The organism is Sphingosinicella terrae (assembly GCF_003347635.1).
In the GTDB taxonomy this organism is placed as follows: domain Bacteria; phylum Pseudomonadota; class Alphaproteobacteria; order Sphingomonadales; family Sphingomonadaceae; genus Allosphingosinicella; species Allosphingosinicella terrae.
In genome coordinates, this window is the sequence record NZ_QDFY01000001.1 from 666,924 (window position 1) to 682,862 (window position 15,939).

Below are 15,939 nucleotides of genomic sequence, written 5' to 3' on the forward strand. Positions count from 1 at the left end.
AAGTGGCTTTGTTGCGCCCCCTTTCGAACCCGGCTAGTCGCCACGGCCATGCCAGATCGCTTCTACGTCACCACCGCCATCAGCTATCCCAACGGGCGGCCGCATATCGGCCATGCTTATGAGGCGATCGCGACCGATGCGATCGCGCGCTTCCAGCGGATGCGCGGCAAGGAAGTGTTCTTCCTGACCGGCACCGACGAGCACGGCCTGAAGATGGCCCAGGCGGCGCGCGAGCGGGACGTCACGCCGGCGGCCTTCGCCGAGGAAATGTCGGCGCAGTTCAAGGCGATGGACGAGAGATTGAACATCTCGTTCGATCGATTCATCCGCACCACCGAGCCGGGTCATCACAAGGCCAGCCAGACGCTGTGGCAGGCGATGGCCGATCGCGGCGACATCTATCTCGGTCGCTACGAGGGCTGGTACTCGGTCCGCGACGAGGCCTATTATGACGAGAAGGAGCTGATCGAGGCGGACAGCGGCGAGAAATTGTCGCCCCAGGGCACCCCGGTCGACTGGACCGTCGAGGAAAGCTGGTTCTTCCGGCTCTCCGCCTATCAGGACCGGCTGCTCCAGCACTATCGCGACCATCCCGACTTCATCCGCCCCGAGAGCCGCCGCAACGAGGTGCTCCGTTTCGTCGAGGGCGGGCTGTCGGATCTGTCCATCTCGAGGACCAGCTTCGACTGGGGCGTGAAGGTGCCGGGCAGCGACGATCACGTCATGTATGTCTGGCTCGACGCGCTCACCAACTACCTGACCGGGATCGGCTATCCGGAGGGCGGAGCGAGCTGGGAACAATTCTGGCCGGCCGATCTCCACGTCATCGGCAAGGACGTGGTGCGCTTCCACGCCGTTTACTGGCCCGCCTTTCTGATGTCGGCGGGCCTGCCGCTGCCCAGGCAGGTGTTCGGCCATGGCTGGCTGTTGTCGCGCGGCGAGAAGATGTCGAAATCGGTCGGCAACGTCGTCGACCCGGACGATCTCGCCAATGCCTTTGGTGTCGATCCGCTCCGCTATTTCCTGCTGCGCGAGGTCACGTTCGGCCAGGACGGCAGCTACAGCCCGGAAGCGATCGTCAACCGGGTCAATGCCGATCTTGCGAACAGCTTCGGCAATCTGGCGCAAAGGACTTTGTCTTTCATCGCAAAGAATTGCGACGGCGTTCTACCGACGGACGGTAGGAGCGATCCCGCCGACGAAGCGCTGCTGGCCCTGGTCGCGGACGTGACGCGCCGCGATCTTCCGGCGCATTTCGAGAGCCTGCAGCTGTCGCAGGGGATCGAAGGCTGGCTGAAGGCGGTGTTCGCCTGCAACCAATATATCGACAGCCAGGCGCCGTGGACGCTGCGCAAGAGCGATCCGGAACGGATGAAGGCCGTGCTCGCCGCTTTGTTCGTCGCCATTCGCGACCTCGCCGTCGCCATCGCCCCGGTCATCCCCGACGCCTCCGCGAAGCTGCTCGATGCGATGGGCGTTCCGGCAGGGGAACGCGACTTCGCCGCGCTGGAGGATGGCGGCAGCTATGAGCGGCTGGCCGCTTCGGGCTTCAGGCTGGCCGCGCCGGCGCCGATATTCCCGCGGCTCGAGGCGCCGGCGGGAAATTGAGCGGGAGCAGGTGAGAAGACATGTTCGTCGATAGCCATTGCCACCTCAACTATAAGGGCCTGGTCGACGACCAGCCCGGCGTGCTCGCCCGCGCCCGCGCCGCCGGGGTTGAGGCGATGCTCAACATCTCGACCCGGGCCAGCGAATGGGACGACGTGATCGGCACCGCCGAGCGCGAGGATGACGTCATGGCGTCGGTCGGCATCCACCCGCACGAGGCCGATCTCCATCCCGATGTCCACGCCGAGACCCTGGTCGCCAAGGCGGCGCATCCCAAGGTGATCGGCATCGGCGAGACCGGGCTCGATTACTATTACGACCATAGCGATCGCGAGCGGCAGCGGCAGAGCTTCCGGGCGCATATCGCCGCGTCGCGCGAGACGCAGCTGCCGCTCATCATCCACAGCCGGGACGCCGAAGAGGACAGCGCCGCGATCCTGGAGGAGGAGATGGGGAAGGGGGCCTTTCCGGCTCTCATCCACTGCTTCACCGGCAGCCGCGCCTTTTCCGAACGCATGCTCGCGCTCGGTCTCTCCATTTCGATCTCGGGCATCGTCACCTTCAAGAATGCCCGCGACCTCCAGGAGACGGCGCGGGACGTGCCCCTGGACCGGCTGCTCATCGAAACCGACTCGCCCTTCCTCGCTCCGGTCCCGCATCGGGGGCGGCCGTGCGAGCCCGCCTTCGTCGCCGATACGGCCCGCTTCCTCGCCGAGCTGCGCGGGGAGCCGATCGAGGCACTCGCCGAGGCGACCAGCGCCAATTTCAGACGCCTCTTCACCAAGGCGGGGATATGAGCGGAGGTCGGCATTAGGCTGCGCATCCTCGGCTGCGGCACGTCCTTCGGCGTGCCCAGGGTCGGCAACGACTGGGGTGCCTGCGATCCGGCCGAGCCGCGCAACCGCCGCCGCCGGGTCTCCATCCTGGTCGAGCATGAGGAAACGAAGGTCCTCGTCGACACCGGTCCCGACCTTCGCGACCAGCTGCTCGATGCAGCGGTGGCGACGGTGGATGCGGTGATCTGGACCCACGACCATGCCGATCATTGCCACGGCATCGACGATCTGCGCGGGATCTACATCAACCGCGGCGGTCCGGTCCCGGGCTATGCGCGCCAGGCGACGCTGGACACGATCTCGAGCCGCTTCGCTTATGCGTTCGAGGGGAAAGGCGGCTATCCGCCGATGGTCGATGGCCGGCTGCTACCCGACAGGCTCGACGTCGGACCGATCGCGATCGACGTCGCCGACCAGCCGCACGGCGCCATCACCAGCGCGGGCCTGCGCTTCGAAGCCGGTGGGAAGTCCATCGGATATTCTACCGATTTCAATCTCTTAACCGACGACATGGCCTCACTGTTCCAAGGCGTCGACGTCTGGGTCATCGATACGCTCCGGCGCCGTCCGCACCCGACCCATCCCCATCTCGCGCAGGCGCTGGGCTGGATCGAACGGCTTCGGCCGGGCCGGGCGATCTTGACTCATATGGACAACAGCATGGACTATCGCAGCCTGCTCGGCGAACTGCCCGCGGGGGTCGAGCCGGGCTACGACAATCAGGAGATCGTCCTGTGAGCGACGGCGATCAAGCCGTTCACGTCCTCTATCTCCTCGGCGTCCTCGTCCTCGTCGGCAGCGCTTTGGTCGTGCGGCGGATCCCGCTGGCCCAGGGCCTGAAGATGCTGGCGGGATGGGTGCTGATCTTCGCAGCCGCCTTCATCATCTTCACGATGAAGGACGAGTTCCTGGCCCTCGGCAACCGACTGCTGCTCGAGACCCGCGGCGGCGTCGAGCAGACCGCCGGCGGCGAGATAAGGATTCGGCAGGCGCCCGACGGGCATTTCTGGGTTACCGCGGAGGTGAATGGCGAGCCCGTGCGCTTCCTGATCGACAGCGGCGCCACCACGACCAGCCTGTCGCGCGAGACCGCTGACCGCGTCGGCATCGCGCCGGGCACGGGCTTCCAGGCGATGGTGCGGACCGCGAACGGCATCGTCATGGTCGATCGAGGACGCGCGGATACGCTCAAGGTCGGAACGATCGAGCGTCGGGACGTCGGCGTCCATATCTCCGATGCCTTCGGCGACATGAACGTGATCGGCATGAATTTCCTGTCGAGCCTGTCGAGCTGGAGCGTCGAAGGGCGCACGCTGGTGATGCGATCGTGACCGGCAAGGGGGCCTTTTCCAGCCCTGCCGATCCATCCGGATTTTACATAATGTATATTATCGGACTTTTGCATGCCTAGCGCACAGAGCCCCTCGGCCTCGACCGCCCTCGCCGAGCTGGCGGCGATCATGGCGCGCCTGCGCGATCCGGTGAACGGCTGCGAATGGGACCGCGAGCAGACCTTCGAGACGATCTCGCCTTACACGATCGAGGAAGCCTATGAGGTGGACGATGCGATCCGGCGCGGCGACATGGCGGCGCTGAAGGACGAGCTCGGCGATCTCCAGCTCCAGGTCGTCTACCACGCCCGGATCGCCGAGGAGCTCGGCGCCTTCGGGCTCGGCGACGTCATCGCCGCCATTGCCGCCAAGATGGTCCGCCGTCATCCGCACATCTTCGGCGACGCGGCCCAAAGTCCCGGCTGGGAGACGCTCAAGGCGGCCGAGCGCGTCGCCGACGAGGATCGCAGCGCGTTGGCCGGCGTGGCGCTCGCCCTCCCCGCGCTCAAGCGCGCCGAGAAGATTCAGCGACGCGCGGCGCGGGTCGGCTTCGACTGGCCGGACCAGGAAGGACCTCGCCTCAAGATCGACGAGGAGCTGGGGGAGATCGAGCGTGCCGAGACCGACGAGGAGCGCGCGGCCGAGGTCGGCGACCTGCTGTTCGCCGTCGTCAACTTCGCTCGCCACCTTGACGTCAATCCCGAAACGGCGCTTCGCGAGGCGACGGCCCGGTTCGAGCGGCGTTTCCGTCAGGTGGAAAAGATAGCTATCAAGTCCTTGAAAGACATGGATATAGAAGAGCTGGAAGCGCTCTGGCAGGAGGCCAAGACAATGGTGTGAGTTCGGCTGAGTGAAGGCGAGCCTTGGAACCGGCCCTCTTAGTCCGGGGCAGCCGTCGCCGCACCCTTCGCGAGCACGCGCCGTGTCGCCAAGATCGGTACTTACCCGGATATCCGCGCAGGCCGGAGAATGATTGGATGCCTTAGGGACACACGGCCTCGGACCCCACGACATCGGCCACGTCCGTCGGGAAAGGATGGCAACGCCGACGGGACCGCCGGAGGTTCTCAACCGGCCGCGGCGGGGCCGACCTGATGCGGGCGCGAGCGCGCTCTCGCGAAACCGTCCAGCAGGAGGAAAATGAGATGAACGGCTCTTCCTTCGCTCCGGGACTTTCAACCGCCGTGGCGGGCGTCAATCGAGGATGGCTGCTCCTGGTGGGGGCGCTGATGATCGTCCTCGGCGTGATCGGCCTCGGCATGACCTACGCCCTTACCAACATCATCCTGTTCTGGATCGGCATTCTCGCTGCGGTTGCCGGCCTCGGCCAGCTCCTCGACGCGTTCCACCACAAGAAATGGTCCGGGCTGATCTGGCACGTCATCGTCGGACTGGTCTATATCGCGTTCGGCGCGATGCTCGCCTTCATGCCGGCCTTTTCGGCTTTCTGGCTGACGCTCGTGATCGCCGTCTCGCTGATGGTCACCGGCCTTGTACGCGTGGTGTCGGCCTTCCGCCTGCGCGGCCATCGCGGATTGCAGATCGTGATCCTCGCGACCGGCCTCGTTTCGATCGGCCTTGGCTTCTACATCTATCAGCTCGTCCTTCCGCCCTCGCCGGAAGTCCTGGCATCGCCCGAAGCCCAGATCGCCTGGAGGCGGTCCTGGCAGTGGGTGATCGGCCTGTTCGTCGCCATCGAGCTGATCATGGAAGGCGTGGCCCTGGTCTCGATCGCGTTGAGCGTCCGGCGCGACCCCGAACCCGATCGCGCCGCATCGCCTCTCCCAGGCTGAACGCCAAGTCCGACGTCCCCCACCCCTCGTCGGAGCGAGACCGCGACGAGGGGGGCGAGGCGTGCGATCGCCGCCCCTCCCCGGCAATGAGCCGCTCTCGCCGCTTCCCTTCGCCGACGCAGAGGATAGGATGCGCTCGACGGCGGCTGCGGGCGCCCACGGAGACGGACATGCGTACGCCCACCGGACGAAACCTGACCTACGACCTCCAGGAGAGTCTGGGCCGCGCCATCGTCGGCGGGGCCTATGACGAGGGCTTTCCGACCGAGGCCGAGCTGGCCAAGACCTACGGGCTCAGCCGCTCTGTGACCCGCGAGGCGGTGAAGATGCTTTCCGCCAAGGGGCTGCTCAGCGCGCGGCCGAGGCTGGGAACGGTGGTCGAACCGCCCGACAAGTGGAACCTGCTCGACCCCGACGTGCTTCGCTGGCAGCTGCAACGGAAATTCTCGCTCGACCTGCTCCGTCATTTCTCGCAGCTTCGGCTGGGCATCGAGCCGACCGCCGCGGCGATTGCCGCCGGGATCGGCGCGGGCGAGGCGATCGCGGGGATCGAGGAGGGCTTCCGCCGGATGGAGGCCGCGGCGGCCGGCGAGGACGACCCGCTCGAGGCCGACGTCCAGTTCCACATCGCCATCCTCCACGCCACCGGCAATCCCTTCTTCCATCAGTTCGAGGAGATGGTCCGGACCGCGCTGCACACGTCGATCCAGTTCACCAATCGCTTCGTCGGCCGCTCGGCCGACATCGCCGAGCACGGCGCCGTGCTCGCCGCGATAAGAGAGGGCGACGGCGAACGCGCCGCCGCCGCCATGCGCAAGCTCATCGCCGACGTGCTGAGCCTGATCGACGAGGCGAGCGCGCAGCCCGAAGCCGCCGCCCCTGAGCCGGAGCCGAGAAAGGCCGTTGCCGGTCGCTGACAGGCCTGCTTGCGGTCACCGCGCGGAGAAACGCCAGACCATGCGGTTGCGATAGGATCCACCGGGTGCGAGCCTGATCGACCCGAAGGCGGGCTGGTTCGGCGTGTCCGGGAACATCTGCGGCTCGAGCGCGACGCCGTCGCCCATCCGATAGAGGCGACCCGCCTTCCCCACCGTCCCGGCGTCGAAGAAGTTGCCGGAATAGAATTGCAGGCCCGGCTGATCGGAAAGGAGCTCCATTACCCGGCCGCTCGCCGGGTCCTCGAGCCGCGCCATCAGACGGGGCTCGGCCGCGATGTCGCGGTCGACCACCCAATTGTGATCGTAGCCGCGACCGAATCGGATCTGCTCGTCGCTGCCGTCGCGGACGCGGGCGCCGATCTCTGTCGGTTCCCGAAAATCGAAGGCGGTGCCCGCCACCGGCCTGATCTCTCCGGTCGGAATCGAGCTGGCGTCGGTGGGCAGATAATGGTCCGACTTCATGGTCAGCCGATGGCCCATTGCGCCGGCAGCGGCGCCGTCGCCGGCAAGATTCCAGTAAGCGTGGCTCGAAAGATTGACGATCGTCGGCCGGTCGGTAGTGGCGGCATAGTCGAGCGAGAGGCGATTCTCCGCCTCGTCGAGCCGATAGGTGGCGGTTACCTTCAATTCCCCGGGAAATCCCTGGTCGCCGTCGAGGCTCACGTGACGCAGGGTCACCATGGCGCCCGGTCCCTCGGCGACGATCGCCCAATTCACCTTGTCGAAGCCGCGGCTTCCGCCATGCAGGCTGTTCGGGCCGTTATTCACCGGCACGCGATACTCGACGCCGTCGAGGACGAAGCGGCCGCCGGCGATGCGGTTGGCCACCCGCCCGACCGTCGGCCCGAAATATTGCGGCTTGTCGAGATAGTCCTGCCACGTGGCAGGAGCGAGCGCGACATCGCCGAGCCTCCCCTCCCGATCCGGCACGTGCACGGCGCGGATCGAGGCGCCGTAGGTCAGCAGGACGACTTGCATGCCGAGGCGGTTCGAGAGCGTGATGAGCTCCACCGGCTCACCGTCGACGGTGCCGAAAACCTCTCTCTTCAGCATCGGCCCGTGCCTTGCGCCGTCCTTCCTTCCATCTTCACCCTCACCCTTTCGATCCTCATTTAATATGATAATAGACTCCTGAAACCAGGGCCAGCGTCCCGACGCCGGGCACCTGCCGATCGGAGTTTATCGTGCGAAAGCTTCTCCTGCTCGCCTTGGCCCTGCTGGCCGGTGCAAATTCAGCCCAAGCCGAGCCGCCCTTCGTCCCCGTCTTCAGCACCGACTTTCCTGACCCCTTCGTCCTGCCGCACGATGGCGCATTCCTGGCCTATGCGACCAACGCGCAGGGCCACCGCGCCAACGTCCAGATGGCACGCTCCACCAACCTCGTCGACTGGCAGCTGATCGAGCGGGACGGAAGCCTCCACGACGCCATGCCGACGCTCCCGCCCTGGGCGCGCGAGGGGTTCACCTGGGCCCCGGAGGTGATCGCCGTGGAGAACGGCTTCGTCCTCCACTTCACCGCCAAGGACCGGCGGTCCGAATTGCAGTGCCTGGGCGCGGCCTTCAGCGCGGATCCGCTCGGGCCGTTCGTCTCCGAGGCGACCGAGCCGGTTCTCTGCCAGGCCGAGACCGGCGGCACGATCGATTCCCATGCCTTTCGCGATGCCGACGGCCAGCTCTACCTCTATTACAAGAATGACGGGAACAACCCGCGATTCGGACTGCCGACCGACATCTTCGTCCAGCGGCTGTCGCCGGACGGGCTCCAGGTCATCGGCGATCCGGTGGCGCTGCTGCGCAACGACACCGACTGGGAAGCGCATGTGATCGAGGCGCCGACGATGGTCCGCCGAGGCGACAGCTATATCCTCTTCTTCTCGGCCAACCATTTCGGCTGGGAGACCCATCAGCGCCTGTCGCCCTATTCGATCGGCTATGCCCGCTGCTCCGGGCCGGTGGGCCCCTGCACCGACGCCGCCGAGAATCCCATCCTGCACAGCTACAATGACCGCGAGGCCGGCTGTCTGTCGGGGCCCGGCCATCAGAGCGTGTTCGAGTTGGGCGGGCGCCATTTCATCTCATTCCACGCCTGGGCCGCGACGCGGGGCTGCCGGCGCTTCGACAATCGTCGCTACATGTACATCGCGCCGCTCGGCTGGGACGGCGACACGCCGCGGATCGCGCCAAGCCTGCGGCCGGGAGAGAATGGATGATCCGTCTCGCCTGGCTGTGGCTCGCACTCCTGCCCTCCGCCGGCGTGGCGGCACAGACCGACGGATCCCCTCTCTACGAGTACAGGGCGGGAGAGTCTCCGCGTTGGGCAAGCCCGGAAAATCCTGCGGCGACGCCCGGCGCGGGCGGCCAGGAGAATCGCGGCGCCAAGGGGCATGCCTTCGAGACCATCCCGGTCGGTCAGTCGCTCGTCCTCGCGGACATCGAGGGCGCCGGCACGATCGACCGCCTGTGGATGACGATCGAGGATCGCGCCCCCGACGCGCTACGCGGTCTCAAGCTCGAGATCTTCTGGGACGGCGCCCGTAGCCCGGCGGTCTCGGTCCCGCTGGGGGATTTCTTCCTTCATGGCGCCGGCGAGATGGTGCCGATGGAGACGGCGCTGCTCTCGAGCCCCGAAGGTCGATCCTTCGTCTCCTACCTGCCGATGCCCTTCCGCCGGGGCGCACGCATCGTCGTGACCAACGAATTGCCGCGCCAGGTCAACCTGATCTTCTACGACATCAATTTCCGCCGGCTGGAGAGGCAGAGCGAGGATGCTCTCTATTTCCACGCCTGGTGGAGCCGCGACCGCGCGACCACCCTAGGGCGGGACTTTCGGATCCTGCCCCGGATCAGAGGACGCGGCCGCTTCCTCGGCGCAAGCGTCACCGTCCTCACCAACCCTGTCTATCGCGACACCTGGTGGGGCGAAGGCGAAGTGAAGATCTTCCTCGACGAGGATGGCGAGCATGCCTCCCTGGTCGGCACCGGGACCGAGGATTATATCGGCACGGCCTGGGGCCAAGGCGCCTATGTCAATCGCTACCAGGGCGCGCCGGTCGCGACCTGGCAGGGCGGCGGCCGCTGGACCTTCTACCGGTTCCACGTGCCCGATCCGATCTTCTTCGCCGAAGGGATCGAGGTCGCGCTCCAGCAAATGGGCGGCGCCCGCAAGAATATCGTGCTCGACCTGCAGCGCGCCGGTGCTCCGCTCATCCCGGTGACGATCGATCCCGGCTCCAGGAGCAATTTTCAGCAGCTGCTGACGCGGCAGCCGCCCGTGCCGCTGTCGGACCCGTCGCTTCCCGATGGCCATACCAATTACTATCGTAGCGACGACGTCGCCGCCGTCGCCTATTTCTACCTGGATCGGCCCGAGAACGGCCTGCCGCCGATCGCATCGGCGGCGGAGCGGCTCGCGGACCTGCGACCGCCTTCGCCGCCCGCGCAACCCTGAGCGGGGCGGTGTCGCACGGTCAGCTGCGCCGGCGCGTCGCGCGCAGGCGGTCGAGCAGCCGCGGATAATCGGGAAAACGGGCGACCGTCGCCTGCAGCCGCGCGGCCAGCGCCGCGGAATGATCGGCCACCGGTCCCAGCGCCGGTCCGCCGGCGACTGGGTCGATCGCATCCGGCCGCAGTCCCAGGCCGAGCAACGCGGCCGCCCAGGCCTGGTCCCCGAACGTCTCCTCCTCGAAGAAGGGCAACCGACCTCGCCGGGCGAACTGCTCGAGCGTGCGCCCGAGGCCAGGCGGCGGCGCGGCCTCGGCGATCCGGGCCCAGAAGGGCTCGGTGCGGCCGGAGCGTAGATAGAAGAGCGTCTGGAAATCGAGGATCCGCAGCACCTCCTGGTCGGTCCTGCGGTTGAACTCGGCGATCTCGAGCGGATGGCAGTCTCGACCGGGAAGCAGGTCGATGGCGCGCAGGATCATCGCCTGGGCAAGATGAAGCGGCGCGCCGTGGAGCGGATCGAGCGCCACGGCCGCGTCGCCCAGCGCAAGAACGTTGCGGATCCACGGCTCGGGGCGGCGGCCGGGACGGAAGGCCGCCCCTGCCCTCTCGCCGTCCGGCGCGCTGAAATCGTGCATCGACAGGTGCAATGTGCGCGACGGCAACCGATATTCGGCGGTCCAGCCGTCCGATCCGGCGCGAATAAGGTCCACCGGCAAGGGCGCCGCCGACGCCGCTTCGGTGAAAACGATGCGTCCGCCGGGCAGCCACTGGTCCCACGGCTCGAATCTCGCGCCGACCGCTGTCAGCAAACCGGCCTTCGGACCGGTGCAGTCGACGAACAGGTCCGCCTCGACCCGCTGCCCTCCGTCCAGTGCGAGCGCCGCCATGCCGCCGTCGGCACGAGGCTCGACCTGCCAGCCGGTGGCGGCAAAACGCGGCAGACCGGCAGCCGCCTCGGCCAACCGGCGGCGATAGGCCTGCGGATCGAGGGAGAGACCGTAGAGGAAGTGGGAGAATGGCGAGGCCGGGTCTTCGCTGGGATGAACGAACTTGCCGGCTTCGGCGAGGGCGCCGGCGGCCGAATAGAGATGATAAGGCCGTGCCTTTCCGGCCGCCTCAAGCCGCCGCCAAAGTTGATGGAACGGGATGCGGTCCACCGGGAGACCATGGTCTCCGAAGACGTGCGACCAGGCCGGCTTGCCGGGCGGCCAGCCCTCGAAGCGGACCCCCAGCCGATGACGGGCGATCTCGCTGCGGATGAGATCGAGCTCGTCCAAGCCGATCGCCGCGTGGAACAGATGGATGGTCGGGAGCGTCGCCGGCGATCGGTCCGCCAGGGCCGCTGGATCGGCCGGCGACTCGATCAGGGTAACTTCGATCCCGGGCAGCGCCCGCGCGAAGGCAAGTCCAGCGGAAAGGCCGACGATTCCGGTGCCGACGACGCAGATCGAACGGATGGCGCGGTCGCGGCGGATCATGCGGCACCGCCCCACGCGGGACCGCGAAGGAAGCCGGCATGATCGGGCAGCCTGTCCACCGCCTCTGCGATTCGTCCGCGCAATCGGTCGAGGGCAGCGGAGAGCGGCCCCTCGCCCACCGCCTCGGCGCGCTGGTCCCAACTCGCCGGGACGATGCCTTGGCCGAGGAAGACGGCGAGCCAGCTCGGCTCGAGGAAGAGACCGCGCGTGTAGCGGACCAGCCGCCCGGCGACTTGGAACAGCTCGATCTTCTCCTGGAGCGAATCGGGCACCGCCATGGTCCGGACATGGTCCCAGAAGGCCGAATCCGTCCGGCTCGTCGCGTGATAATGGAGGATCAGGAAATCGCGGATGCGGTCATATTCCCAGTCGACGACCTCGTTGAACTCGTCCCGATCGGCGTCGGCGACGCGGCCGCCGATCGGGAACAAGGCGACGAGCTGCTCGATCGCGCCCTGGGCAAGATAGAGGCTGGTGGATTCGAGTGGCTCCAGAAACCCGGACGCGAGGCCGATCGCGACGACGTTGCCGTGCCAGCTGCGGGTGCGGCGGCCGGCACGGAAGCGAAGCAGGCGCGGGTCGGCCAAGGGCTCGCCCTCGACCGCGGCGGTCAGAGCGGCGGCCGCCTCGTCGTCGCCGATGTGGGCGGAGGAATAGACATAGCCATTGCCGACCCGGTGACGGAGCGGAATGCGCCAGCGCCAGCCGGCGCCCATCGCCGTGGCACGGGTCAGGGGCTCGATCCCGCCGGTCGGCGACGCGCAGGGCATGGCGACGGCGCGGTCGCAGGGGAGCCAGCGCGACCAATCCTCCCAGTCTGAATGGAGGCTCTCGCCGATGAGGAGGGCGCGAAAGCCCGAGCAATCGACGAACAGGTCGCCTTCGATCCGCTCGCCACTCTCGAGCGCTAGGGCGGCAACGTCCCCGCTCGCGGCATCGCGCTCGACGGCAACGACCTTGCCTTCGGTGCGGACGGCGCCGCGGGCGAGGGCATAGTCGCGCAGGTACGGCGCGAACAGGGTCGCGTCGAACTGGTAAGCATAAGCGTAGCTGGACAGGATCGAACCGGTATCGACCGAAGGCGGCGCGAAGCGCTTCGTTGCCGCCATGACGTTGGCGATCGAGTAGTCGAAGAAGCTGTCCTGGCGGCCGGCAGCCCGCATCCTCAGCCAATAATGGTGGAAGGGCACGCCGTTGAGCGGCGTCCCGAAGCTGCCGAAGGGATGCAGATAGCGCTCGCCGATGCGGCCGAAGTCGCGAAACTCGATGCCGAGCTTGTAGGTGGCCTGGGTCGTCCGCATGAACTCGGCCTCGTCTATGCCGAGCATCTCGATGAAGGCGCGCAGGTGCGGGAGGGTCGCCTCGCCGACGCCGACGATCCCGATCTCGGTCGACTCGACCAGCCGGACGGTGCAGGCGTGGGGGAGACGACGGACAAGAGCCGCGGCCGTCATCCAGCCGGCGGTGCCGCCGCCGACGATGACGACGCGGGTCCTGTGTTCCGACGCCTGCCCTGTCATCGCGGCAGCGTCGGCGGCAATGCGGCGAAGGACAATGCCCTTCGCCGCATCACGGCCATTTCCCTGCTCAGAAGCGGAAGCGCACGCCGAGCGAGACCGTCGTCTCCTCGTACCGGACGATCCGCGGGAAGGTCGACTCGGTGCCGTCGGGGTCGATGCGGGTCAGATCGTTCTGGAACGGATCGCCCAGGATGTTGGTCCAGTCGGCAAACACGGTGAGATTCTCGAACACGTCATAGCTGCCCGAAAGATCGAGCCGTGAGACCGACCGCGCTTCCTCGATGTAGAGATGGTCACCCCGGCGCTGATATTCGTCGAGATAGCCGCTGCGCCAATTATAGGCGAGCCGCACCGACAGACCGTGACCTTCGTACATGCCGATGAGATTGTAGGTCCAGTCGGACACGTCCAGCAGGCTGCGGTTCACCGTCTCCTCGGTCGGAAGTCCGGGATCGTAGGTGAAATCGGCCTTGGCATCGAGATGAGTGACATTGGCCTGCACGCCGAAATTGCTCATCCAGTCCGGCAGGCCGGCGAAATCGAAGAAGGTCGTGACCTGCGCCTCGAAGCCGGTGATGTTACCGGCGCCCGAGTTGATCGGCCCCGTGAAACGGAACGGCTCCCCGGTCAGCGACACCCCCTCGGTGATCGAATTCTCGACGAAACCGAACAGGTCGCGGTGGAAGAAGGTGAAGGAAGCGAAGCCGGCCCGCGAGAAGAACCAGTCGAGCGAAGCATCATAATTGTCGGATGTCAGTCGCTCGAGGAACGGATTGCCGCCGTTCCCGGTCCTGAAGCAGCCTTCGGGTACCGGCGTTTCACCGAGGCAAGCGGGCGGCTGATCGATCGTCGCGGAGGCGCGAAGATCGGTGAAAAGCGGCAGAGTCCTGGTCTGGGTGTAGGAGAGCCGCGCCTGGATCTGCGGCGTGAAGCGAATACGGGCACTAAAATTGGGCAGCCAATCCTCGAACTCGCGGTCGACGTCGGTCGCGACCAGCTCGCTCGGTGCCGGCAACGGTCCGCCGTCGTCGGGATCGTCTCCGAAGACCAGCCGCGTTCCGCTGAGTCGAAGGTCGGAGCGAGTATAACGCAGGCCGACATTGCCATCGACCTGGACGTCGCCGAGATAGAATTCGTACCGCGCCTGCAGATAGGCGGCATAGCTCTTCTCGCTCGCGTCCCAGGTCGCAAGCGGGTCCTGGGGGGGTGCGTCTTCGCTCGCGACACCGTATTGCGTCGGCCCGAGCGCGATGTTGAAGCGCCGCAGCTCGAGCAGATTGTCGCGGATGCTCCGATAGGTGGGCGAGAGCCAATTGCGATAGCCTCGCTGGACGTTGCTGCCCCGGAAGCCCGGCCTGAACAGCCGGTAGTCGAGCGGCACCGCCGAGAAAGGCAGGCGCTCCCCCTCGAAGTTCCAGTAGCGATTGCCGAACTCGCGATGGGCGTCGCGGTCCGTGAAGCGGACGCCGAAGTCGATCTGGGGCAGGAACGACAGGCCCGTCTCGTAGTCGAAGTCCAGCCGCGCCTGCCAGTCGTCGCCCTGCGATTGCTGCGCCTCCTCGTAGAAGCCGCGATAGACGTAGTTGGCCGGATTGCTCGGATCGAAATTTTCGAAGCTGAACTCCGCCCCACCTACCTCGCTGTCGACGTCGGTGTCGAAGGTGACGGTCTGACGCTCGGCAAAGGCGAAATCGACGCTGGCGGTGGAGCCGGTGAAAGTGCTGTCGGTGCGCGCCAGATCGGCCGCTATGCGCAGCGGCCCGGCGTCGTAGCTGCCGCCGACCGCGAACTGATAGGTATCCGTCTTGTTGTAGGTGCCGCCCTGGAAGCCGTCCGGACGGAATGGATCGACGACGGTGCCGGCCTCGAGCAGATCGGGACGGCCTTCGCGGGTGCGGAAGTCGGAGAAGCCGGAACCGCCCCAGAGCGGCACCGAAGTCTCGCGGTCGGAGATGCGGTTACGGAAGCCCTGCCAAAGCCCTTCGACGTAGAATTCCAGATCGGGAGTCGGCCGGTACTGGATGGCGGCATTCATCGACGGCCTTCGCCGGTCCGCCGTTCCGTAAGTGATGCGCTGGATGTCCGGCCACCGGGTGCCGTTCGGCCCGCCGCCGGCGACAAAGTCGGTGTTTGCCCGGGTCGAATCGAGGAATTCGATATTGGTGTAGGAGAAACCGACGAGCGCGCCGATCTCGCCGCCGTCGCCGACGTCCCAGCGATTGCTGACGAGAATATTGCCGTTCGGGGTGATCGTGTCGGACTGGTGGGAATATAGCCCCCAGACCGAGCCGGCGATCTCGAAGCCGTCGAAATCGAACGGCCGGCGCGACCGGACGTTGACCAGTCCGCCCAGACCGGGCTCGACCAGATCCGCGGTGGAGGTCTTGAACACCTCGACTGCGCCAACAAGACCGGAGGGGAAGTCCTGCAGAGCGACCGATCGCCGCTCCGCGGTGAATATCTCGCGGCCGTTATAGGTGGTCGAATAGAGGGTGTCCCCGAGGCCGCGCACGAGCACGCGCCCTGCCTCGCCGCCGCCGCGTTCGACCTGGACGCCCGGTATGCGCGCCGCCGTATCCGAGACGGTGATGTCGGGCAGCTTGCCGATATCCTCGGCCACCACGGCGTCGATGATCTGATCGGAATTGCGCCGGATGTTCTGCGCCGACTCGAGCGAGCGGCGAAGGCCGGTGACGACGATGCTCTCCTCCGCCGCGGCGGCAGAAGAGGTGGTCGCAGGATCCTGCGCGCCTCCCGGCGTCGGCTGATCCTGCGCCATAACCGGCGTGGCCGAGAAAGCCAGGACGGCGATCGACGTGGTGCTGAGGGCAAGGCTCTTCAGGCGCATGCAGGGACCTCCCATGTTCCCGGTGGCCGCGTTCCTGCGGCTCTTGATGCCGGCGTTATAGGTTCGGGGTCGCAGGGCTGACAAGGTATTTATACGATTTATACAGGGGTGTGGATTCCGGCCCACACCGGGGGTCGCGCCCAAGA

At 66.7% G+C, this 15,939-nt stretch carries 12 protein-coding genes and 1 pseudogene; 9 read left to right on the forward strand and 4 right to left on the reverse strand.

Features of this window, described 5'->3' with window-relative positions:
* Positions 1-15: 15 nt before the first annotated feature.
* From metG to DDE10_RS03145, 7 genes and pseudogenes are all read left to right on the forward strand, one after another.
* A pseudogene (metG, locus tag DDE10_RS03115) lies at positions 16-1,608 on the forward strand (methionine--tRNA ligase); the annotation flags it as partial.
* 20 nt (positions 1,609-1,628) lie between these two features.
* Positions 1,629-2,405: a TatD family hydrolase gene (locus DDE10_RS03120; protein ID WP_114951230.1), complete on the forward strand. Its 777-nt coding sequence runs from the start codon at positions 1,629-1,631 to the stop codon at positions 2,403-2,405.
* Positions 2,406-2,417: 12 nt separating this feature from the next.
* Positions 2,418-3,182, forward strand: a complete 765-nt coding sequence (locus DDE10_RS03125; protein ID WP_114951231.1) for an MBL fold metallo-hydrolase — start codon at positions 2,418-2,420, stop codon at positions 3,180-3,182.
* Positions 3,179-3,775 carry a retropepsin-like aspartic protease family protein gene (locus DDE10_RS03130; protein WP_114951232.1) on the forward strand — a complete coding sequence of 199 codons (597 nt, stop codon included), beginning with the start codon at positions 3,179-3,181 and terminating at the stop codon, positions 3,773-3,775. The genes DDE10_RS03125 and DDE10_RS03130 overlap by 4 nt, the downstream gene beginning before the upstream one ends.
* Before the next feature lie 72 nt (positions 3,776-3,847).
* Positions 3,848-4,615 (forward strand): nucleoside triphosphate pyrophosphohydrolase, encoded by a 768-nt coding sequence (gene mazG, locus DDE10_RS03135; protein ID WP_114951233.1) that lies wholly within the window; start codon positions 3,848-3,850, stop codon positions 4,613-4,615.
* A 305-nt stretch (positions 4,616-4,920) separates the two neighbouring features.
* The gene (locus tag DDE10_RS03140) at positions 4,921-5,568 is read left to right on the forward strand and encodes an HdeD family acid-resistance protein (RefSeq protein WP_162806245.1); all 648 of its coding nucleotides are present in this window, start codon (positions 4,921-4,923) and stop codon (positions 5,566-5,568) included.
* Positions 5,569-5,738: 170 nt separating this feature from the next.
* Positions 5,739-6,485 carry a FadR/GntR family transcriptional regulator gene (locus DDE10_RS03145; protein ID WP_114951235.1) on the forward strand — a complete coding sequence of 249 codons (747 nt, stop codon included), beginning with the start codon at positions 5,739-5,741 and terminating at the stop codon, positions 6,483-6,485.
* A 15-nt stretch (positions 6,486-6,500) separates the two neighbouring features.
* Here the strand turns inward: DDE10_RS03145 and DDE10_RS03150 are convergent, their stop codons facing one another.
* Positions 6,501-7,559, reverse strand: coding sequence for an aldose epimerase family protein (locus tag DDE10_RS03150; protein ID WP_114951236.1), 1,059 nt, complete (start codon positions 7,557-7,559; stop codon positions 6,501-6,503).
* A gap of 131 nt (positions 7,560-7,690) precedes the next feature.
* On the opposite strand from DDE10_RS03150, the gene DDE10_RS03155 reads away from it, so the two are divergent.
* On the forward strand, positions 7,691-8,716 hold the full coding sequence (locus tag DDE10_RS03155; protein WP_114951237.1) for a glycoside hydrolase family 43 protein: 1,026 nt from the start codon (positions 7,691-7,693) through the stop codon (positions 8,714-8,716).
* A complete protein-coding gene (locus tag DDE10_RS03160; protein ID WP_114951238.1) occupies positions 8,713-9,954 on the forward strand; it encodes a glycoside hydrolase family 172 protein in 1,242 nt (413 codons plus the stop codon). The genes DDE10_RS03155 and DDE10_RS03160 overlap by 4 nt, the downstream gene beginning before the upstream one ends.
* A gap of 19 nt (positions 9,955-9,973) precedes the next feature.
* Here DDE10_RS03160 and DDE10_RS03165 read toward each other — a convergent pair whose 3' ends face one another.
* The 3 genes from DDE10_RS03165 to DDE10_RS03175 all read right to left on the reverse strand — a co-directional run bounded on the left by DDE10_RS03165 (position 9,974) and on the right by DDE10_RS03175 (position 15,793).
* Entirely contained in the window at positions 9,974-11,425 is a 1,452-nt protein-coding gene (locus DDE10_RS03165; protein WP_114951239.1) for a tryptophan 7-halogenase, read from the reverse strand.
* Positions 11,422-12,945: a tryptophan halogenase family protein gene (locus tag DDE10_RS03170; protein ID WP_114951240.1), complete on the reverse strand. Its 1,524-nt coding sequence runs from the start codon at positions 12,943-12,945 to the stop codon at positions 11,422-11,424. Before DDE10_RS03170 ends, DDE10_RS03165 begins: the two co-directional genes overlap by 4 nt.
* Positions 12,946-13,012: 67 nt before the next feature.
* Positions 13,013-15,793: a TonB-dependent receptor gene (locus tag DDE10_RS03175; protein WP_162806248.1), complete on the reverse strand. Its 2,781-nt coding sequence runs from the start codon at positions 15,791-15,793 to the stop codon at positions 13,013-13,015.
* Between the last annotated feature and the right edge of the window lie 146 nt (positions 15,794-15,939).